The following is an 18,876-nucleotide window of genomic DNA, read 5'->3' on the forward strand; positions in this document are numbered from 1 at the left end:
TTAGTCCGACTTCTTCTTTGCGGGTTTTTTCGCCGCTGGCTTGCGCGTGCGACGGGGCCCCGATGATGCGCCCGCTTCCGGCGGGGCAAGCCGCGACAAGGCTTCTTCGATCCGTACGAGCCGTTCGTCCATGGTCATCAAACGCTCACCAATGGCTGTGATATCGGCGCGGCTGGGCATGTTGAAGAATTCCAGATTCTTCGACATCTGGTCGGTCATGCCTTTTTGCATCTTGGCACCGAGTTCGGTTGCCACACCGGTTGTTTTGGCAAAGCCTTCGGTGCCGAATATCGCTTTCGACATTTCGTCAAAACGCGTTTCGAGATCGCCCATCGCCTTACGAAGCGTATCCATCGGATCCTTGCTGTTATTGTCGGCCATTGCGCGCTCCCATCATGCTCTGCCCGCAGTTATGCCGCGCGCGCGGATGCGAGTCGAGCATTACTGGTCAGCGGCAAAGAACATCAGATGGACGAGCCGGCCGGTTTCATGATCCTTGCCAAAGCCCGGCCCCGCATTGTGAAACTGCCAGGGCTTGAACAGGATCAGCCGATTAAAGCGCATCGGGATGCGCGACGTGCGCTCCCATTTGCTGGCGATGACCGTATCCTTGTTGACGACATCTTCGATCAGCGCATTGGCATCGGGATAGCCGGTGGCGGCCAATTGGGCCGGATCATGCGGGATCGCATCGAGCCCGGTGCGGCGGTGTCGGAAGAAATCCGTGCCGCCACGGCAATGCTCATCGAGGCTGAGATAGAGAATGCCCGAATAGAAACAGGGATCGATATGGACGCCGCTGCGCCCCTTGTCGGCCTTGAGCGTCAATCGGCAATGGCCATGGCTGGTGTTGGGATCGGGCTTCACCCGTACGCCGATGATTTTCGACACCGTGTCGTCCAGCCCCTGGATATCCAGCGTCTTGGTTGAGAGCAGGCCTGGATAATTGCCCTTCTTGAACGCCGGATCATAATCGAGCGCCATGGCCTGGCGCCGCGCGCCATGCGGATCTTTCAGAAAATCGTCGATCACGATCAGCGATGGCAACATGGTCGAAATCCCGGCCCTATGGCTGAAAACCAGGCTTTGGCCTGTTTCATCGTCCTCCCTGTGTCAAGGTTGCTGTCCGCCCCTTTCGCCAATTGCACGCATCGCGCCGTTCCGGCATTGTCCGCTCGGTAAACTGGCGCAAATGGCAAGGCAGGCAATCGTGACCCAATCTCCAAGAAGCTGGCTGTTCGTGCCAGCCGATAGCGAAAAGAAGATCGGCAAGGCGCTGGGCGGAGAGGCCGATGCAATCATCCTCGATCTGGAAGATTCGGTAGCCGAAGCCAACAAGCCTGCGGCGCGCGGCGTCGCGGCAGACGCCATCCGCAGCGCTGCCGATCATGCGGCGCAGATCTGGGTGCGCATCAATCCGCTTGATAGCGGCATGGTTGCCGATGATCTGGCGGCGATTATTGGCGCCAAGCCCCATGGCGTCATGTTGCCGAAAAGCGAAAGCGGTGATGATATCGCGGCGCTGCATGCGATGCTGGATAGCGAGGAAGCGAAGCAGGATGTCACACCGGGCGCGACGGCGATCAGTGCCGTGGCGACGGAAACCGCCGCCAGCCTGTTCGGCCTGGGCAGCTATGGCGGGTCGAGCGACCGTTTGGCTGCACTGACCTGGGGCGCAGAAGATCTGTCTGCAGCGCTCGGCGCGTCGAGCAAGTTCGATACCGATGGGGAGTTGAGTTTCACCTATCAGCTTGCCCGTTCGCTCTGCCTGGCGGGTGCGGTTGCCGCCGAAGTCCAGCCGGTCGACAGCCTGTTCGGCGATTTCAGGGACGATGCGGGCCTTGAAGCGGATTGCGATAAGGGGCGCCGCGAAGGCTTTACCGGAAAGCTCGCCATTCATCCGGCCCAGGTGCCGATCATCAATGCTGCTTTTACGCCGAGCGCCGAAGAAATCGCGCATGCGCGCAAGGTTGTGGCGCTATTTGCGGAGAATCCGGATCTCGGCACGATCGGGCTAGACGGCAAAATGCTCGATCGGCCGCATCTGTTGCAGGCGCAGCGGGTGCTGGATCGGGCCGGTGCGGCGGCGCCCGACTGATCGATGGCTGCTGCCTGTTCGTCGAACGGCGATTTCCACAAGACCTCATAGTACGATACGCACCAGTCCAATTCTTTGAGGGGATAGGATTATGCGCGACACGCGAATTGGAAAAACCTGTATTGGCTTGGCGGCTGCCGGGCTGTTGATGGCGGCAAGCGGGGCGCTGGCGACACCCCAAGAGGATGCCGATGCGCTGTTTGCGGCGGAGGATTGGGCGGCGGCAGCCGAGGCTTATGACGCGCTGCTCACAACTGACCCCGCCAACGGCGCCAACTGGTTCAATTTAGCACGGGCCCGCCATTCGGCGGAAGATTTGTCCGCGGCACGCGCGGCTTATCTGCAAGCTATTGAGGCCGGCTATACCCCGGCAGCGCGCGCGCATTTTCATCTTGCCCGCGCGCTGATGACGCTGGGCGACACCGATGGCGCACTGACCCAGATCGAAGCGATTGCGGCCAGTGGAACGCCGCTCGGCAGCACGATCCAGGCGACAGCGGAATTTGGCGATCTGGCTGAGAATGCGCGGTTCGCCGCCGCGATCGCGGCGATGGCGCCCTGCACCGATCCCGTCTATCGCGCGTTCGATTTCTGGCTTGGCGAATGGGATGTAAACACGCCTTCGAGCCCGCAAACCGCGAGCAGCCGGATTTCCTCGCAACATGGTGGATGTGTCGTTCTCGAAGAGTTTGACGCCGGCGCCTATACCGGAATGAGCATCAATTTCGTCGATTCAACAACCGGGCGTTGGCACCAGAGCTGGATGGCGAATAATGGCATCCCGATATATCTCGAAGGCAATCTCAATGCCGAGGGTGCGATGGTGCTGAGTGATGCCGATCTCCCGATCAGCACGGCCACCGGCACGATCAACCGGGTTACCTGGTCGCAGGAAGAGGGCGGCGCTGTGCGCCAGTTCTGGGAAGTGTCGAGCGATGGCGGCGAGACCTGGACCGTCGCATTCGATGGCCTCTACACGCCGCGCGCCGCAGAAGAATAAGCCCCGCCTATTCGGCTTCGGCTGCGGCGTTGGCTTCGTCTTGTTCGCGTTGCCGGGCGGCGAGGCGCGGCTCCATCAGCGCGATCGTTTCGATCCGGTCGAGCGCATTGCGTGCCGCGATATAGCGGCGCGCATCGGCAATCCATTGTTCGGCCGCCTCGCGTTCGGGCAGGCGCAGCACCTCGGCGAGCGCGGTATCGACCTGGCCAACCGCCAGCTTGTCACGGGCGCGCTGCAAGCGCTGGCGCGGGGCTGGCGAGGGTGTGCCTTCCTGGCGCAGGACGAACAGCTCGGAAAATTCGCGCCGCGTTGCATCCCACCAGCTTTCACCCTCGCCGATCCCGATCAGTTCGGGCTCAAGCGCGGTCAGCCGGGATTGCAGGCCGTCGAGCGTTACAGGCTGTTGGGAAGCAGCGATGACGCGGGCCACCGCTTCAGGCGCCGAGCGGCCAAATCGTTCGCGGAGCAGGCCTTCGATATAGCCAAGCGCGACCCCGCGATCGAGCGCGCGGCGGGCGGCAAAGGCAACCAGCAACCCTTCGGCGCGGTCGGCATTGCCCGCTGCGGCGCCAGCGCGCGTCCCGATCCGGTCGATCCGGTCTTCGAGCTGCGCGACGCGGCGCGCCAATGTCGCACGATCGGCTTCGATTTCAGCTGTGTCCGGGGTTTCTCCAACCGGCGCGCCGGGTTCGCCGGGTTCGGTATCATCGAGCTGGCGTTCAAGCGCGGCGACAGCAGCGCTGCTCTCCGGCGATGTGGCCTCTGTTTCTTCGGCGCTGAATATGCCGAGCGAGGGGCCATAATTGACGAGGAACCAGCCCATCCCGATCACGCCGCCCAGAAAGGCGACGCCGGCGATGATCAGCACCCGGATCAGCGAGCGCCGGGGCGTGTCTTCGGTTTCGATCGGTTCATAATCGCGCGGCATAAGGTGACTTCATACTCCGAACAGACGCGTCAGGCGCGCCGGGCGGCCAGCTTTACCTGATCGGATCGCTCTCGCCTAGCGCCGATGCGGCGGCCAGCATGGCCGGCTCATTGGGCTGTGCAGCGGCCATTGCCATGCCCCATCCAGTGCCTGCTCGTTCCAGCGCTGCGGCACTGATCGCTACGAGCCGCAAAGCGCTACGCTCCACGGCTTGTTCGGTGCAGAGCGCGTCCAGATATTCAGCCGCTCGCGGCGAATGGACAAGAATCACCATATCGGGCCGGAGATGCGCGGCGAGATTGGGTGGCGGCACGCGTTTGGCGTCGTAAACCGTGGCGCGCGTTATGGTGAGGCCGCTCTCGTCAAAGGGTCGGGTCGCTGCGCCGGCAGGATGGAAGATCCGCGCCACACCATCGCCGCGCATTCGATCAGCCAGCTCGGCCACGCCGCCACTGCCAGCGATGATCTCCACAAAACCGGCCTCCTTCGCCGCCACGCCCGTCGCTGTGCCGACCGCATAGAGCGGCAAGTCGCAAAAATCCGTCAGCCCTTCCCCGCCAAACAGCGCTGCATTGGCGCTCGTCATCATGACGGCATCGAAACTTTCGGCAGATGGCGCTGTCCATGGGCATGACGTCAGTGTGAAAAGCGGCAGCAATACAGGGTTCCAGCCCGCTTCACGCGCGCGTTGCGCTGTGTGGCTGGCACCCGGTTCGGGCCGCAAGACCAACAGATCTGACGTCATCGGGCAAATAGCGCGCGCAAGGCCGGGCTGGCGCGCTCCAACAGATCGGAACCCAGCTTTTCTGCGGTTCTCAGGCGATCATCAATCGCGCCGGACGCTTCCGCCTCGACAGTTTCGCTGCCGTCGTGCCGCAATATCTGCGCGCGGATGGTCATGACGTCATCGTCGATCTGCGCCAGAGCGGCAACCGGCGAATGACAATCGCCACCAACCGCGAGGAGCAGCGCCCGTTCGGCTTCGATGCACTGAAATGTCGCACTATCGTTGATCGCCGCGATCATCGCGCGGAGTTCGGCATCCGCCGCGCGCGTTTCGACGCCGATCGCACCCTGCTGGGCTGCCGGCAGCATCGCTTCAACCGGGATCGCTGCGCCAATATCGCTGTGCCCCAGCCGGTCCAGCCCGGCTGCTGCCAGCAAGGTGGCGTCGATCGCGCCATTTTCGACCGCTGCGAGGCGGGTAGCGACATTGCCGCGTAGCGATTCAACAACCAGATCGGGGCGCAGAGACACTATTTGCGCCGCGCGCCGGGGCGATGACGTGCCGATCCGCGCCCCCTCAGGCAAATCGGCGATGCTATGCGCTCCAATCAGCCGGTCGCGCATATCGGCCCGAGGCAGATTGGCCGCGAGAATGATCTCGGCTGGCCGAACCGTCTCCACATCCTTCATCGAATGGACGGTGAAATCGATATCCCCTGCGCCAAGTGCCCGATCGAGCTCCTTTGTCCATAGCGCTTTTCCGCCGATTTCTGCCAATGGCCGATCCTGCACCGCATCGCCCGTCGTGCGCACGGGAACGATGGTGATGTCATCGTCTGACAGGCCATGGGCGTTGCTCAGCGCCGACTTCACCATCTGGGCCTGGGCAAGTGCAAGCGGGGACCCGCGCGTGCCGAGTGTAAGGGGGGGTGTCATGAGGCTTGTGCTAGCCGGTGATGCGATGGCAGGGAAGGCCCATGGCAATCATCCTGGGTCTCGAATCGAGCTGCGACGAAACCGCGGCGGCACTGGTCACCAGCGATGGGGAGATTCTGGCCCATGCGCTGGCCGGGCAGGAGGAAGAACATCGTCCCTTTGGCGGCGTAGTACCCGAAATCGCCGCGCGCGCCCATGTTGACGCCATGACGCCACTTGTTGCACAAGCCTTTGAAAAAGCAGGGCTATCAGTTGCAGATATCGATGCGGTGGCGGCCACGGCAGGTCCCGGACTGATCGGCGGCGTTATGGTCGGGCTGATGACCGGCAAGGCGCTGGCGCTGGCCGCCGACAAGCCGCTGATCGCCGTGAATCATCTCGAAGGCCATGCATTGTCGCCCCGTCTTGTGGATCCGAGCCTCGCTTTTCCCTATCTGCTGCTGCTCGTCTCGGGCGGGCATTGCCAGCTTTTGCTGGTTGAAGGGGTCGGCGCCTATCGCCGCCTCGCCACGACGATCGATGATGCCGCGGGCGAGGCCTATGACAAAACGGCCAAGCTGCTCGGCCTTGGATATCCGGGCGGACCCGCGGTCGAAACGGCGGCAAAAGACGGTAATCCCGACGCCGTACCCTTGCCGCGCCCCCTGTTGGGCGCCGCTGAACCCCATTTCTCCTTTGCCGGGCTGAAATCGGCCGTATTGCGGGCCAAGGATAGCGGCGAATATGCGCGTGACGATATTGCCGCGAGCTTTCAGGCCGCAACCATCGATTGCCTGGTCGACCGCACCAAAAAAGCCCTGCATTCAGTCGATGACGTCACTGCCCTGGTGGTCGCTGGCGGCGTCGCCTCCAATGCGGCCATTCGCGCAGCGCTTGAGGCATTGGCGGCGAGTTGGGGGCTGCCCTTTGTCGCGCCGCCGCCCTGGCTGTGCACGGACAATGCGGCGATGATCGCCTGGGCAGGCGCAGAACGCTTCGCCGCCGGGCTTGTCGATCCGCTCGATATCGCACCGCGCGCCCGCTGGCCGCTCGATGCGGATGCCGCTAAAGCTCGGGGCGCAGGAGTGAAGGCATGAGTATAGACCAGATCGGCGTCATCGGTGGGGGAGCATGGGGTACGGCGCTCGCCCAATGCGCGGCGCAAAATGACAGTCCCGTCATGCTCTGGGCGCGCGAAGGTGAGGTTGTGCGCTCGATCAACGATCAATGCGCCAATCCCATGTTCCTTCCCAATGTCCAACTGTCCCGCAAAATTCGCGCGACCAGCCAGCTTGATGATCTGTCTGATTGCGATGCGATATTGGTGGTCGCCCCCGCCCAGCATGTTCGCGACATATTGGGATCCGCATCGATTGGCTTTGCGCCACTGATCCTGTGCGCGAAAGGCATTGAAGCGGGATCGAAGAAATTGATGAGCGAGGTGGCGGCCGAAACCTATCCGGGTTCGCCGATCGCGGTCCTGTCTGGCCCGACCTTTGCGCATGAAGTGGCTGCCGGGCTGCCGGCGGCGGTCACCTTGGCCTGCGAAGATCAGGCATTGGGCGCGTCGATTGCCAAGCGGCTCGCGAGCCGCAGCTTCCGGCCCTATCTCTCGAACGATGTCGTGGGCGCCGAAATTGGCGGTGCGGTGAAGAATGTGCTCGCCATTGCCTGTGGTGTGGTTGAGGGCAAGCGGCTCGGCCAAAATGCCCGTTCGGCGCTTATTTCCCGCGGGTTTGCGGAAATGACGCGATTTGGCCTGGCGCGCGGCGCACAGGCGGAAACACTCGCCGGTCTATCGGGGCTCGGCGATCTCGTGCTGACCTGTTCATCCACCAGCTCGCGCAATTTCTCACTCGGCAAAGGCCTGGGCGAAGGGCGGTCTGCCGAAGAGCTGATGAGTGATCGGACAACAGTTGCCGAAGGTGCCCATACCGCGCCGGTTTTGCGGGAAGCCGCCCATGATGCGGGCGTCGAAATGCCGATTACCGAGGCGGTCTGCGCCATGCTGGAAGGCGAAACATCGGTCGAGGCAACGGTCGAAGCGCTGATGGCGCGGCCATTGAAAAGCGAACGCTAGCGAGCGCTATGTACTCCGGCGTAGACCGGAGCCTAGGCCTGTCCTCTCAGCGCGAATGCGGAGTACGGGGTGCTCTCAATCTTCCGTCATGCCGAACTGGTTTCAGCATCCCCCCATCCAAATGCACAGATACTGGCTGTGGCACAGTGGACCCTGAAACAAGTTCAGGGTGACGAATATGGCAGTTTACCGGTTTGTGCTCCGGCGCAGGCCGGAGCCTAGGCCCGCACTCAATGGACGAGATGGCGCATGTCGGACAGGGCTCCGGCCTTCGCCGGAGCACGGACTACTACGGCAGGCTTAAAAGTCCCAGCAAATGCCTTCATGCTCCCAATCGCCATAGCGGGTGGGTTCGAGCATTTCCTTGCCGCTATGCTCGTGCGCCGGTTCGCCGGTCTTGGGTTCGGGCACGGGGGAGTTCGGGGTCAGATGGTCGGGGGCTTTCACCCAATCGGGTCGTTTTCCGGCCATGTGCGTTCTCCGATTGTCAAATGCGCTGCGGATACCCATTTTGGGGCTTCAGAACGGAGACGCAAGGTGAACCAGGTAAAAACGCTGATCATGCTGGCGGTGATGACCGCGCTCTTCATGGGTATCGGGTTGATGCTCGGCGGCCGGATGGGGATGATCCTCGCCTTTCTCGTGGCGGCGGGCATGAACCTTTTCACCTATTGGAATGCCGACAAGATCGTCCTCCGGATGCATAATGCGCGGCAGGTCGATGCGCATACAGCGCCGGAATTCTATGAGCTTGTCGAGGATCTTGCCGAACGCGCGCGGCTCCCCATGCCCAAAGTCTATATCGTCGATTCCCCGCATCCCAATGCCTTTGCAACCGGCCGAAACCCCGAAAATGCGGCCGTGGCGGCAACGTCCGGGCTCCTCGAGATACTGAACCGCGATGAAGTGGAGGGGGTGATGGCGCATGAGCTCGCCCATGTGCGCAACCGCGATACGTTGATCATGACGATGACCGCGACAATTGCCGGGGCGATCTCGATGCTGGCCAGCTATGGCTATTTCTTCCGGGGCGGCGGCGGACGCGGCGGGCTTGCTGCCCTTGTTGCAGTGTTTCTCGCGCCCTTTGCGGCGATGATCGTCCAGATGGCGATCAGCCGGACGCGCGAATATGGCGCGGATCGCGGCGGTGCTGAGATTTCCGGCAAGCCGGGCGCATTGGCTTCGGCCCTGGCGAAGCTCGCTAACGGCGCTTCGCAAATCCATAATCCGGTCGTCGATCGCAATCCGGCGACGGCCCAGCTATATATCGTTCCCGCGCTGTTTGGCGGCGCGCGCAGCCTGTTCTCGACCCATCCGGACACGAATATCCGTATTGCCGAACTTGAAAAGATGGCCGCTGTCATGGACGCGCCAGCCGGGCGCAGCGCGATTGACGATGGCGTGTCCTCGCGCGGTGGTAGCGCGCTCAATCCGCATCGGCGCGACCGCTGAGCGACGCATCCCCTCCCGGTGTTGAGAGCAGGCGGGCGGCGTTGCAGCTGCTCGATTCCGTGCTGCGCCACGAGAAATCCATCGATTCTGTGGCAAAACGCGCCTGTCGCAAGCTGGATCGCGACGAAGATCGCCGTTTGGCGCTGGCGATTGCCGGTGAAGTGCTGCGCCGATTGCCCGATTATGACGAACTGATTGATAGCGCGACCAAAAACCCGCTTTCCGATGATGCCAAGGCGCGCACCGTGCTGCGCATGGCGCTGGCCCAGACCCTGGCGCTCGGAACGCCAGCTCATGCGGCCATTTCCACGGCCTTGCCGCTGCTCGATGGGGGTCCCAAACGGCTCGTCCATGGCGTGTTCGGTACCTTGTCGCGCCAAGGGGCGAAACTCCCGGAAATGCCCAGTCTACCGGGCTTTGTAGCGGATCGCTGGGGAGAGAATTGGGGTGACGCCATGGTGGCGGACGCCGCCAAGGCGATCGCCACGCCGCCGCCGCTCGACCTGACCCTGGCCGATCCCGAGAAAACGGCGGAATGGACGGAGAAATTGGGGGGCCATAGCTTGATGCCGGGCCATGTCCGGTGCGGCCGGGCCGCAGTGCCCGATCTGGCGGGCTATTCCGAAGGCCAATGGTGGGTGCAGGATGTATCCGCCGGGCTTCCTGCGCGCTTGTTTGGGCCCGGAAACGGGCGATCTGCGCTTGATCTATGTGCGGCGCCGGGCGGCAAGACGTTGCAGCTCGCTGCTCAGGGCTGGCAGGTGACCGCGCTCGACCGCGCAGAAAGTCGTCTCGCGCGACTTTCGGAGAATTTGGAGCGAACCGGGCTTTCCGCCGATATCGTGACCGCCGATGCGCTGCATTGGGCAACGGCGGAGCAATTTGATGCGATCCTGATTGATGCGCCCTGTTCGGCGACCGGGATTTTCCGCCGCCATCCCGATGTGCTGTATCGCGCATCGCCACAGATCATCGCCGAGTGTGCGAAAATCCAGCAGCAGATGCTCGATCGCGCATCGCGATGGCTGAAACCGGGTGGGACGATCGTCTATGCGGTTTGCTCGCTCGAACCCGAAGAGGGAGAGGCGGCCACAAAGACGTTCCTGGACGCGCACCCGACGTTCGAAATCGCATCTATCGAGGGTGAAATGCTGCCATCGGGACTGGCGCCGGCACCCGAAGGCTGGGTTCGTGTGCTGCCTGGGCAGATCGACGATCCGGAGGGCGCAGACGGCTTTTTTCTTGTCCGGTTTCGGCACAGCTAGGCTTTGATCGCACAATCTGTGCATCTTATCCCCAAATAGCGGCCTGCTGCGGCTTGGGCTGCTTGCCGGATTCGCGGGCCTCTCCTAAGGCTTGCCGATTATGGCCCGGCCCGTCCGCATAGCGCCCTCGATCCTATCCGCAGACTTTTCCAAGCTTGGGGAAGAGGTGCGTGCGATCGATGCTGCCGGTGCCGATTGGATCCATATCGATGTGATGGACGGGCATTTCGTGCCCAATCTCACCATCGGGCCCGGCGTCGTGAAGGCATTGCGCCCGCATACCGACAAGCATTTCGACGTCCATCTGATGATCTCGCCGGTCGATATCTTTATCGAGAGTTTTGCCAATGCGGGCGCCGATACGATCACTGTGCACCCGGAAGCCGGGCCGCATGTCCATCGCACCGTCCAGCATATCAAATCGCTCGGCAAACGGGCTGGCATCTCGCTGAACCCGGCAACGCCAATCGATATCCTGGATTATCTGCTCGAAGAGATTGATCTCGTCCTCGTGATGAGCGTCAATCCCGGCTTTGGCGGTCAGAGCTTTATCGACAGCCAGCTGCGCAAGATCGAAGCGATCCGTGCGCGCATCGATGCGCTGGGCAAGCCGATCGATCTCGAGGTTGATGGCGGCGTCGATCCGGACACCGCGCCGCGCGCTATTGCTGCTGGCGCTGATGCGCTGGTCGCTGGCACTGCGACATTCCGGGGCGGACCGGATAATTACGCGGCCAATATCCGCGCGCTGAGGGGCGAATGACGGTTGCTGAGCGGATCGACATGCCCGAGAGCGCACAGGACAGCATCGACAAAGGACGCCGGCTTATTCGGCTCGACGATGGTGGCCTTTCGCTGTCCGAGAGGCTGGCCACCCGCTTTCGTCACCTGATCTGGCGGACGCCGCTGCATCGCCTGCGGTTACGCGGCAAATTCCCGTTGAAGCTGGTTGCGGTCCCCTCCGATCCGATTCCCGGCGATCGTACGCGCGGCACATCTCTGCTCGAAGGGCGGGCGCTGTATCATGGCCAGGAAATCGCGCTGGCCGATCTTGATTTCGCTGCGCTTGATGTTTCGCCCGGTCTCGCAAAATATCTGCAGAGCTTCGAATGGTTGCGCGATCTCGCCTCGGCGGGTTCGCGATCGGAAATCGTGCCGATCGCCGAAGCGCTGATGCGCAACTGGCTCGAAACGCATAGCGGCAAGGTTGCTGAATCTGCATGGCGACCGGATATGTGGGGCCAGCGCGTGTTGCTCTGGACGAGCTACGCGCCGCTGATCCTCTCATCGGATGACCTCGTCTATCGGTCGGCCGTTCTCAACACGCTGGCGCGCGGTGCGCGTCATCTTGATCGTGCGGCGCCCAAGGAAAGCCCGGGTTTGACGCAGGTGCGCGCCTGGGCCGGTATCACTGGCGCGGGCCTGCTCGTCCAAGGCGGCGAACCGCGCGTTGCGCGGGGCGAGGCCGGGCTTGAGCGCGCATTGAGCCAGACTCTGACCGCCGATGGCGGAATCATCTGCCGCTCGCCCATCGCCCAGCTCGATCTTGTGGAAACGCTTGGCATGTTGCGTGCTGCCTATGATGCGCGCGCAATGGAGTTTCCGGTTGCCTTCCAATCGGCCCTGTCTTTCGCAGTTCCAGCCTTGCTTGGGGTGACGTTGGGCGATGGCGGACTTTCGAGCTGGCAGGGCGGACCTCCCATTCCCGGTCGCCGGATTGCCGCAGCCATCGAAGCAACTGGGCACCGCGCCTTGCCGCTGCGCCAGGCGCGCGATTGGGGCTATCAGCGGATGGCCGCCGGAGACACGGTGCTGGTGGTCGACGGGGCTCCACCGCCTTCGATGCGCCTTGAGACAGGCGGTTGCGCGTCAACGCTGGGCTTTGAGCTATCGCACGGGCCGCATCGCATTGTCGTCAATTGCGGCGGCGCTGGCGGTACTGCACTCCCCAAAAGCTTTGCCGATGGTTTGCGGACGACTGCGGCCCATTCGACACTCACCGTGGCCGACAGCAATTCCACCGCCCTCAATCCCGATGGGTCGCTGGGACGTGGGGTTGTCGAGGTCGAGCTGAGCCGCGCAGAACGCAATGGCGTGTCCCGGTTGACTGCCAGCCATGATGGCTATGTTCAGCGCTATGGCTTCGTCCATAAGCGCCAGCTTGGCCTGTCCGAAGATGGCGACGAGTTGCGCGGCGAAGATGTGCTGCTGCCCGGCGGGCGCGGGAAATCGGACGGCGCAGCCTTTGCCGTCCGCTTCCATCTCGGCGCGGATGTCGACGTCACACCAACGGCGGACAATATGGGCGCTCTCCTCAAGATGGATGGCGGGCCGGCCTGGCATTTCCGGTGTCGGGGCACCGGGTTGATGATCGACGATAGCGTCTGGATCGATGAAAAATCCCGCCTCTGCAAAACCAAACAGCTTGTATTGGCCGGTGAGGCCGCGCCCGGCGGCACCACTATCGGCTGGCTCTTCCGTCGTGCGGGATAGCCGCCACCACTATCCTTTTTCTTTTCAGATCTAGTCAGGACTTTTCATGTCGGATGTCAAAATCACCCGCGCATTGCTTTCCGTTTCGGACAAGAGCGGGCTGGTCGAATTGGGTGAAACGCTTGCGCGCCATGGTGTAGAGCTCGTCTCGACGGGAGGCACGGCCAGGGCGCTGCGCGAAGCGGGCCTCGATGTGCGCGACATATCGGACGTGACGGGTTTCCCTGAAATGATGGATGGCCGGGTGAAGACACTGCACCCAAAGGTCCATGGCGGGCTGTTGGCGGTGCGTGACAATGAAGACCATGTCGCGGCAATGGATGCACATGCGATCGGCGCGATCGATCTGGTCGTCGTCAATCTCTATCCCTTCGCCGCGACCGTCGCGCGGGGCGCGGATCGACCCGATGTGATCGAGAATATCGATATTGGCGGCCCGTCCATGGTGCGTTCGGCGGCGAAAAACCACGCGCATGTCGCGATTGTCACGGATCCAGGCGACTATGCCGAGCTTGCCGAAGCGCTGGATGCGAATGACGGAATGACGTCGCTCGATTTTCGCAAGCGCCTGGCCGCAAAGGCTTTTGCGGCAACCGCTGCTTATGATTCGATGATCGCGAGCTGGTTTGCCTTTGCCGATCAGGGCGAGCAATTCCCCGAGCGGCTGCAGATCCCGGTGCGCCGCAAACAGGCGCTGCGCTATGGCGAAAACCCGCATCAGGCAGCATCGCTCTATGTCCCTGAAATGCCGGGTGCCAAGGGCATTTCCCAAGCCGAACAGCTGCAGGGGAAAGAGCTCAGCTATAATAATTTCAACGACGCGGATGCAGCGCTTGAGCTGGTTTCCGAATTCGAGACCGCTGAACCGGCCTGCGTGATCGTCAAACATGCCAATCCGTGCGGTGTTGCGGCCGCTGGATCAGCGATCGATGCCTATAACGCCGCCTTTGCCTGCGACACGGTTTCTGCTTTTGGCGGGATTGTCGCGCTCAATCAGGCGCTCGATGCGGAGACTGCGAGCGCTATCACGGAGATATTTACCGAAGTTGTCATCGCACCCGACGCAGATGAGGCGGCGCGCGAAATCTTTGCCAAGAAGAAAAACCTCCGCTTGCTGCTGACTGGCGATTTTGCTGATCCTGCGCGGCCCGGGATGATGATGAAGACGATCGCCGGCGGCCTGTTGTTCCAGGCACGCGATAATGGTCGGATTAGCCAGTCTGACCTCACCGTGGTCACCGAGCGCCAGCCAACCGATCAGGAACTGGCCGACTGCCTGTTCGCCTGGACAGTGGCGAAACATGTGAAGTCAAACGCGATTGTCTACGCCAAGGATGGCAGCACCGCTGGTGTCGGTGCCGGTCAAATGAACCGGCTGGAATCAGCGCGCATTGCCGCATGGAAGGCCAAGGACGCTGCGGAAAAGGCCGGCTGGGCGGAACCGCGCACGATCGGGTCCGCTGTGGCGTCAGATGCCTTTTTCCCCTTTGCTGATGGCCTGATGGCGGCGGTCGAAGCGGGGGCAACGGCCGTGATCCAGCCCGGCGGCTCAATCCGCGATGATGAAGTGATTGCAGCGGCCAATGAGGCGGGGCTTGCCATGGTCTTTACCGGGATGCGTCACTTCCGGCATTGATCGCTAGGATGGCGTCTCGTCGGTTTTGGACATTTTGAAAAGCAATCGGTCCTCGGCCCCAAAGCCACGGAACCAGATGATCAGGCAGTAGATCGCCAATACGGCCGGTACACCGATTACCAACTCGATCCATTCCGGCGTGAACGTAGCGAGATAGCCAACCACCGTGGCTGTCCCAGCGGCCCATACCAGCGCCCAGCGCCATGGGCTGACCGGCGCTTCGAGCAGACGTGACAGGAGCCGGGCTTTCATCACCGATGCCATGCCCAGCGCCAGCATCAGCGCAATTGCCGGGCCGGTTGCCTGGAAGAGCAAGGGCAATTCATAGGCGCGCATGATCAGGATAATCGCTACTGACAGCGCAGCCTGAACCGCGAGCATGAAACAAGAGATCATCAGGTTGCGATGGCGGGCCACGTAGACCAGCGCCGCTTCGGAAACCGCCGCGGTTGCCGCCACAACTTCAGCGGCGAGCAGGAAGGCCAGAACGCCTGTGCCGCCAACAAACACCGCGCCGACCAGCCCCATCCAGGCCTCGCCAGGAATACCAAGCGCCAGCGCAACGCCGGCTTGGGCCGCGATGATCCAGAAACCCGCCTGGCGGACCTGTTTGGCCACCGCCGCCCGGTTCCCGTCACGCAGGTTTTGCGTGATGACGGGGCCAAGGATCGGATCGAAGCTAGTTTTGAGTTTCTGTGGAAGTGACGCCAATTGCTGGGCGACATAATAGATGCCGACAATCGCCGGCGAGAAGAACAGGCCAAGAATGGCGATATCCAGCCGACGCGAAACCCATTCAATGGCATCGGCCCCGGCCATGGGCAGGTTTGTCCAGGCCATCCGCATCAGGCGCACTGGATGGGGGCGCCAGCCGCGCGGCAGTCCAAATGTCCGCAGCAGCGGCCATACCGAAGCCACAAGCGCGGCAATCATCGACAATACATAGGCCAGGATCAGCCCGTCTCGCAGCGAATAAAAGGCCAGGAAGAAGGCCGCGATGCTGATCGTCCAGGGCTCGACAATCGCCCGGGCGCGGACAGTTGCGCCAATATCATGGCGATAGGCGAGAGCGGCGAGCGCAATATCCGATGCGGCGAGCGCAAAGATTGTCAGCGGCAGCAAGCGTTCCAGCCCCTGTATCTCGCTGTTCGGGAACATCGCCTGGGGGAAGGACACAAGCAGCGCGACGGCAATGGCCGATGCGATAAAGCCGCCCAGCATTGCATCCCAGATCACATGGACATGCGGCCTATCTGTCTTGGAAAGCTGTTCCGCCAGCCCGCGTTTGAGGCCCAGCGTAGAGAGCTGAGCGGCAAATTCGACGACAATCACCGCATAGGCGAAGATCCCGAGCGCTTCGGCACCATACCAGCGCCCTGCGATAAACAGGAAAGGGATACGTGCCGCAAGACGGAGGATGAATCCGAACACATTGGTGCGGCCACCCTTGGCGAGGGCAGACAGATCGGGCGGCGGGGTTTTGTCTACCTCCGCCATTTCACCCCCCGGTCAAACATGATCAATGTGCTGCGCCCCAGCTGGGTCCGGTGCCGATATCCACGGCCAGCGGCACATCGATTTTCACCAGCGGTGCGGCGGCTGACGCCATGACGTCATTGATTACAGCAGACGCATCTTCCACTTTGTTTTCAGGGAGTTCGAAGACCAGCTCATCATGTACCTGGAGCAGCATCTTCACCTCATCCAACCCTTCGGCGGCGAGTGCTGGACCCATTCTTGCCATGGCGCGCTTGATGATATCGGCGCTCGTACCCTGGATCGGTGCATTGATCGCCGCGCGCTCACTGCCTTGCCGTTCATGCTGCATCTTGCTTTTGAGGCGCGGGAAATGCGTCTTTCGGCCAAACAGCGTCTCGGTATAGCCGGCCTCGCGCGCGGCGGTCAGCGTTTGGGTGATATATTGATTGATACCCGGGAAACGCTCGAAATAGCGATCGATCATGTCCTGGGCTTCATCGGGCGTGATTTCGAGCCGTCCGGCAAGGCCCCAACGCGAGATGCCGTAGAGAATGGCGAAATTGATCGTCTTGGCCCGGCCACGCGTGTCGCGATTCACCTCGCCAAACAATTCCTGCGCGGTGCGATTGTGAATATCCTCGCCCGCTTCGAACGCCTCTTTGAGCGCGGGAACATCGGCCATATGCGCGGCAAGGCGCAATTCGATCTGGCTGTAATCGGCCGCGAGCAGCACATTGCCGGGTTCCGCGACAAAGGCGAAGCGGATCTTGCGGCCCATTTCGGTGCGGATCGGGATATTCTGGAGATTGGGTTCGGTCGATGACAGGCGACCGGTTTGCGCGCCGGTGAGGGAATAGCTGGTGTGCACGCGGCCGGTTTTCGGATTGATCTCGGCCTGGAGCGCATCGGTATAGGTGCTTTTGAGCTTCGACAGCTGACGCCAGTCGAGTATTTTCTGCGCGATCGGTTCGCCATCGCGCGCCAACCGCTCCATTTCGTTGACGTCAGTCGACCAGACGCCGGATTTGCCCTTGCGCCCGCCTTTAAGGCCCATCTTGTCGAACAAAATCTCGCCCAGCTGTTTGGGGCTGCCGATCGTGAACTGTTCACCGGCGATATCGTGCACCTCTTTTTCGGTCGTTTCCATCTGCGCAGCAAAATCCGCCGAGAGCCGGGCCAGCTCCTCGCGATCGACCTTGATGCCTGCGCATTCCATGCCGGCAATCACCGGTATCAGCGGGCGATCGACAAGCTCATAGACGCGCGTCGCGCGATCCGCCGCCAGTCGTGGTTTGAGCCGCCGCCACAGGCGCAGCGTTACATCCGCATCCTCGGCTGCATATTCGGTCGCCTGGTCGAGCGGGACTTCGGCAAAGCTGATCTGCTTCTTGCCGGTGCCGACCACATCCTTGAACTTGATGCATGTGTGGCCGAGAAACAGCTCGGCAAGCTCGTCCATCCCATGGCCATGCAGCCCGGCTTCGAGATCAAAGCTCATGACAATCGTGTCGTCGATCGGCGCGAGGACAATATCGTGCTGGGTGAGGACGCCCATATCATATTTGAGATTATGGCCAATCTTGAGCACGGCGGGGTCTTCAAGCAGCGATTTCAATTTGGCGATCGCCGTGTCGAAATCGATCTGGTCGGGATTCTCGCCGAGCAGGTCGCCGCCGCCATGGCCGAGCGGGATGTAACAAGCCTTGCCGGGTTCGGTCGCGAGGCACACACCGACCAGCCGTGCGGTCACCGATTCCAGGCTGTCGGTTTCGGTGTCGACTGCAACATGGCCGATCCGCCGGGCTTCGGCGATCCAGGCGTCGAGCGCGGCTTCGTCGGTGACAGTCTCATAGGCGCTGCGATCAATCGGCGGTTCGTCCTCGCCTTCCTCGACCGTCGTCTCGCTATGCTGGGCAAGCTCGGCATTGGCCGCCGCGCCACCGATCCGGGTGAGTAAAGATTTGAAGCCATGATGCTCGAGAAATTCGCGCAACGGGTCTTCCGGGATGCCGTCGAGCGTGAAATCGTCGAGCGGTTCGGGGAGCGGGACATCGTCCTTCAACGTCACCAGCAAGCGCGACATGCGGGCATTGTCCGCCTGCTCGATCAGATTCTCGCGCATCTTGGACTTTTTCATTTCCGGCGCCGCGTCGAGCACGGCTTCCACCGTCCCATATTCATTGATCAGCTTCGAGGCGGTTTTCGGGCCGATACCGGTAACACCGGGAATATTGTCCGATGTATCGCCCATCAGCGCGAGCACATCGCCCAGCTTTTCCGGTCCAACGCCGAATTTCTCCTCGACATGCTCCTTGCCGAGCCGCGCGTCTTTCATCGTGTCGAGCATGTCGATGCCCGGTTCGATCAACTGCATCAGATCCTTGTCCGAACTGACAATCGTGACATTCCACTGCTCTGCAAGCGCGTGTTTGGCGTAGGATGCGATCAGATCATCGGCTTCAAAGCCGAGCTCTTCGATGCAGGGCAGGGAGAAGGCGCGCGTTGCATCGCGGATCATCGGGAATTGCGGGACGAGATCTTCGGGCGGTGGCGGTCGATTGGCTTTATATTGATCGTAGATTTCGTTGCGGAAGGTTTGCGCGCTCGCATCGAGAATCACCGCCATATGGGTCGGGCCGTCTGCGGCGTTCAGCTGATCGACCAGCTTCCACAACATCGTCGTGTAGCCATAGACCGCGCCGACCGGTTCACCGCGGATATTGGTGAGCGGCGGCAGCCGGTGATAGGCGCGGAAAATATAGCTCGACCCATCGACGAGATAGAGATGCTTCTCCTCAGGCATC

Annotated in this window: 17 protein-coding genes; 9 read left to right on the forward strand and 8 right to left on the reverse strand. The window is 61.9% G+C overall.

Annotation, left to right across the window (positions count from 1 at the left end; all coding sequences use genetic code 11):
- Both HFP51_RS11445 and HFP51_RS11450 read right to left on the reverse strand, forming a co-directional pair.
- The gene (locus HFP51_RS11445; RefSeq protein WP_176875857.1) at positions 1 to 381 is read right to left on the reverse strand and encodes a hypothetical protein; all 381 of its coding nucleotides are present in this window, start codon (positions 379 to 381) and stop codon (positions 1 to 3) included.
- A 60-nt stretch (positions 382 to 441) separates the two neighbouring features.
- The gene (locus HFP51_RS11450) at positions 442 to 1,050 is read right to left on the reverse strand and encodes a DUF6445 family protein (RefSeq protein ID WP_176875858.1); all 609 of its coding nucleotides are present in this window, start codon (positions 1,048 to 1,050) and stop codon (positions 442 to 444) included.
- 142 nt (positions 1,051 to 1,192) lie between these two features.
- On the opposite strand from HFP51_RS11450, the gene HFP51_RS11455 reads away from it, so the two are divergent.
- Both HFP51_RS11455 and HFP51_RS11460 read left to right on the forward strand, forming a co-directional pair.
- Positions 1,193 to 2,098 (forward strand): CoA ester lyase, encoded by a 906-nt coding sequence (locus HFP51_RS11455; RefSeq protein ID WP_176875859.1) that lies wholly within the window; start codon positions 1,193 to 1,195, stop codon positions 2,096 to 2,098.
- A gap of 91 nt (positions 2,099 to 2,189) precedes the next feature.
- Positions 2,190 to 3,098, forward strand: coding sequence for a tetratricopeptide repeat protein (locus tag HFP51_RS11460; protein WP_176875860.1), 909 nt, complete (start codon positions 2,190 to 2,192; stop codon positions 3,096 to 3,098).
- Between the two features lie 7 nt (positions 3,099 to 3,105).
- Here the strand turns inward: HFP51_RS11460 and HFP51_RS11465 are convergent, their stop codons facing one another.
- Genes HFP51_RS11465 through hemC form a run of 3 tightly spaced genes read right to left on the reverse strand, consistent with a single transcriptional unit; the run spans position 3,106 to position 5,688 of the window.
- Positions 3,106 to 4,026, reverse strand: coding sequence for a hypothetical protein (locus HFP51_RS11465; protein WP_176875861.1), 921 nt, complete (start codon positions 4,024 to 4,026; stop codon positions 3,106 to 3,108).
- Between the two features lie 52 nt (positions 4,027 to 4,078).
- The gene (locus HFP51_RS11470) at positions 4,079 to 4,771 is read right to left on the reverse strand and encodes a uroporphyrinogen-III synthase (RefSeq protein WP_176875862.1); all 693 of its coding nucleotides are present in this window, start codon (positions 4,769 to 4,771) and stop codon (positions 4,079 to 4,081) included.
- Positions 4,768 to 5,688 carry a hydroxymethylbilane synthase gene (gene hemC, locus HFP51_RS11475; RefSeq protein WP_176875863.1) on the reverse strand — a complete coding sequence of 307 codons (921 nt, stop codon included), beginning with the start codon at positions 5,686 to 5,688 and terminating at the stop codon, positions 4,768 to 4,770. Before hemC ends, HFP51_RS11470 begins: the two co-directional genes overlap by 4 nt.
- Positions 5,689 to 5,729: 41 nt before the next feature.
- On the opposite strand from hemC, the gene tsaD reads away from it, so the two are divergent.
- On the forward strand, positions 5,730 to 6,764 hold the full coding sequence (tsaD, locus tag HFP51_RS11480) for a tRNA (adenosine(37)-N6)-threonylcarbamoyltransferase complex transferase subunit TsaD (protein ID WP_176875864.1): 1,035 nt from the start codon (positions 5,730 to 5,732) through the stop codon (positions 6,762 to 6,764).
- Entirely contained in the window at positions 6,761 to 7,747 is a 987-nt protein-coding gene (locus tag HFP51_RS11485) for an NAD(P)H-dependent glycerol-3-phosphate dehydrogenase (protein ID WP_176875865.1), read from the forward strand. Before tsaD ends, HFP51_RS11485 begins: the two co-directional genes overlap by 4 nt.
- A 300-nt stretch (positions 7,748 to 8,047) precedes the next feature.
- Here HFP51_RS11485 and HFP51_RS11490 read toward each other — a convergent pair whose 3' ends face one another.
- On the reverse strand, positions 8,048 to 8,218 hold the full coding sequence (locus HFP51_RS11490; protein ID WP_176875866.1) for a DUF1674 domain-containing protein: 171 nt from the start codon (positions 8,216 to 8,218) through the stop codon (positions 8,048 to 8,050).
- A 66-nt stretch (positions 8,219 to 8,284) separates the two neighbouring features.
- Here HFP51_RS11490 and htpX point away from each other — a divergent pair, with 66 nt between their 5' ends.
- The 5 genes from htpX to purH all read left to right on the forward strand — a co-directional run bounded on the left by htpX (position 8,285) and on the right by purH (position 14,593).
- Positions 8,285 to 9,199: a zinc metalloprotease HtpX gene (gene htpX / locus HFP51_RS11495; protein WP_176875867.1), complete on the forward strand. Its 915-nt coding sequence runs from the start codon at positions 8,285 to 8,287 to the stop codon at positions 9,197 to 9,199.
- Positions 9,196 to 10,464 carry an RsmB/NOP family class I SAM-dependent RNA methyltransferase gene (locus HFP51_RS11500; RefSeq protein WP_176876664.1) on the forward strand — a complete coding sequence of 423 codons (1,269 nt, stop codon included), beginning with the start codon at positions 9,196 to 9,198 and terminating at the stop codon, positions 10,462 to 10,464. The genes htpX and HFP51_RS11500 overlap by 4 nt, the downstream gene beginning before the upstream one ends.
- 100 nt (positions 10,465 to 10,564) lie before the next feature.
- The gene (rpe, locus tag HFP51_RS11505; protein WP_176875868.1) at positions 10,565 to 11,227 is read left to right on the forward strand and encodes a ribulose-phosphate 3-epimerase; all 663 of its coding nucleotides are present in this window, start codon (positions 10,565 to 10,567) and stop codon (positions 11,225 to 11,227) included.
- Positions 11,224 to 12,957, forward strand: coding sequence for a heparinase II/III family protein (locus HFP51_RS11510; protein WP_176875869.1), 1,734 nt, complete (start codon positions 11,224 to 11,226; stop codon positions 12,955 to 12,957). Before rpe ends, HFP51_RS11510 begins: the two co-directional genes overlap by 4 nt.
- A gap of 46 nt (positions 12,958 to 13,003) precedes the next feature.
- Positions 13,004 to 14,593: a bifunctional phosphoribosylaminoimidazolecarboxamide formyltransferase/IMP cyclohydrolase gene (purH, locus tag HFP51_RS11515; RefSeq protein WP_176875870.1), complete on the forward strand. Its 1,590-nt coding sequence runs from the start codon at positions 13,004 to 13,006 to the stop codon at positions 14,591 to 14,593.
- A 3-nt stretch (positions 14,594 to 14,596) separates the two neighbouring features.
- On the opposite strand, the gene HFP51_RS11520 is transcribed toward purH, so the two are convergent.
- On the reverse strand, positions 14,597 to 16,090 hold the full coding sequence (locus tag HFP51_RS11520) for a lipopolysaccharide biosynthesis protein (protein ID WP_176875871.1): 1,494 nt from the start codon (positions 16,088 to 16,090) through the stop codon (positions 14,597 to 14,599).
- A 22-nt stretch (positions 16,091 to 16,112) separates the two neighbouring features.
- Positions 16,113 to 18,875, reverse strand: coding sequence for a DNA polymerase I (gene polA / locus HFP51_RS11525; RefSeq protein WP_176875872.1), 2,763 nt, complete (start codon positions 18,873 to 18,875; stop codon positions 16,113 to 16,115).
- Position 18,876: the final 1 nt, after the last annotated feature.

The sequence above is a fragment of the Parasphingopyxis sp. CP4 genome, from assembly GCF_013378055.1.
GTDB lineage: Bacteria > Pseudomonadota > Alphaproteobacteria > Sphingomonadales > Sphingomonadaceae > Parasphingopyxis.

What these genes read in the sequence shown, in the direction of transcription:
- HFP51_RS11490 (WP_176875866.1), bottom strand. Translation starts at nt 8,218, where the DNA reads ATGGCCGGAAAACGACCCGATTGGGTGAAAGCCCCCGACCATCTGACC.
- HFP51_RS11450 (WP_176875858.1), bottom strand. Translation starts at nt 1,050, where the DNA reads ATGTTGCCATCGCTGATCGTGATCGACGATTTTCTGAAAGATCCGCAT.
- HFP51_RS11460 (WP_176875860.1), top strand. Translation starts at nt 2,190, where the DNA reads ATGCGCGACACGCGAATTGGAAAAACCTGTATTGGCTTGGCGGCTGCC.
- purH (WP_176875870.1), top strand. Translation starts at nt 13,004, where the DNA reads ATGTCGGATGTCAAAATCACCCGCGCATTGCTTTCCGTTTCGGACAAG.
- HFP51_RS11465 (WP_176875861.1), bottom strand. Translation starts at nt 4,026, where the DNA reads ATGCCGCGCGATTATGAACCGATCGAAACCGAAGACACGCCCCGGCGC.
- HFP51_RS11520 (WP_176875871.1), bottom strand. Translation starts at nt 16,090, where the DNA reads ATGGCGGAGGTAGACAAAACCCCGCCGCCCGATCTGTCTGCCCTCGCC.
- HFP51_RS11510 (WP_176875869.1), top strand. Translation starts at nt 11,224, where the DNA reads ATGACGGTTGCTGAGCGGATCGACATGCCCGAGAGCGCACAGGACAGC.
- tsaD (WP_176875864.1), top strand. Translation starts at nt 5,730, where the DNA reads ATGGCAATCATCCTGGGTCTCGAATCGAGCTGCGACGAAACCGCGGCG.
- HFP51_RS11445 (WP_176875857.1), bottom strand. Translation starts at nt 381, where the DNA reads ATGGCCGACAATAACAGCAAGGATCCGATGGATACGCTTCGTAAGGCG.
- polA (WP_176875872.1), bottom strand. Translation starts at nt 18,875, where the DNA reads ATGCCTGAGGAGAAGCATCTCTATCTCGTCGATGGGTCGAGCTATATT.
- rpe (WP_176875868.1), top strand. Translation starts at nt 10,565, where the DNA reads ATGGCCCGGCCCGTCCGCATAGCGCCCTCGATCCTATCCGCAGACTTT.
- HFP51_RS11455 (WP_176875859.1), top strand. Translation starts at nt 1,193, where the DNA reads ATGGCAAGGCAGGCAATCGTGACCCAATCTCCAAGAAGCTGGCTGTTC.
- hemC (WP_176875863.1), bottom strand. Translation starts at nt 5,688, where the DNA reads ATGACACCCCCCCTTACACTCGGCACGCGCGGGTCCCCGCTTGCACTT.
- HFP51_RS11470 (WP_176875862.1), bottom strand. Translation starts at nt 4,771, where the DNA reads ATGACGTCAGATCTGTTGGTCTTGCGGCCCGAACCGGGTGCCAGCCAC.
- HFP51_RS11485 (WP_176875865.1), top strand. Translation starts at nt 6,761, where the DNA reads ATGAGTATAGACCAGATCGGCGTCATCGGTGGGGGAGCATGGGGTACG.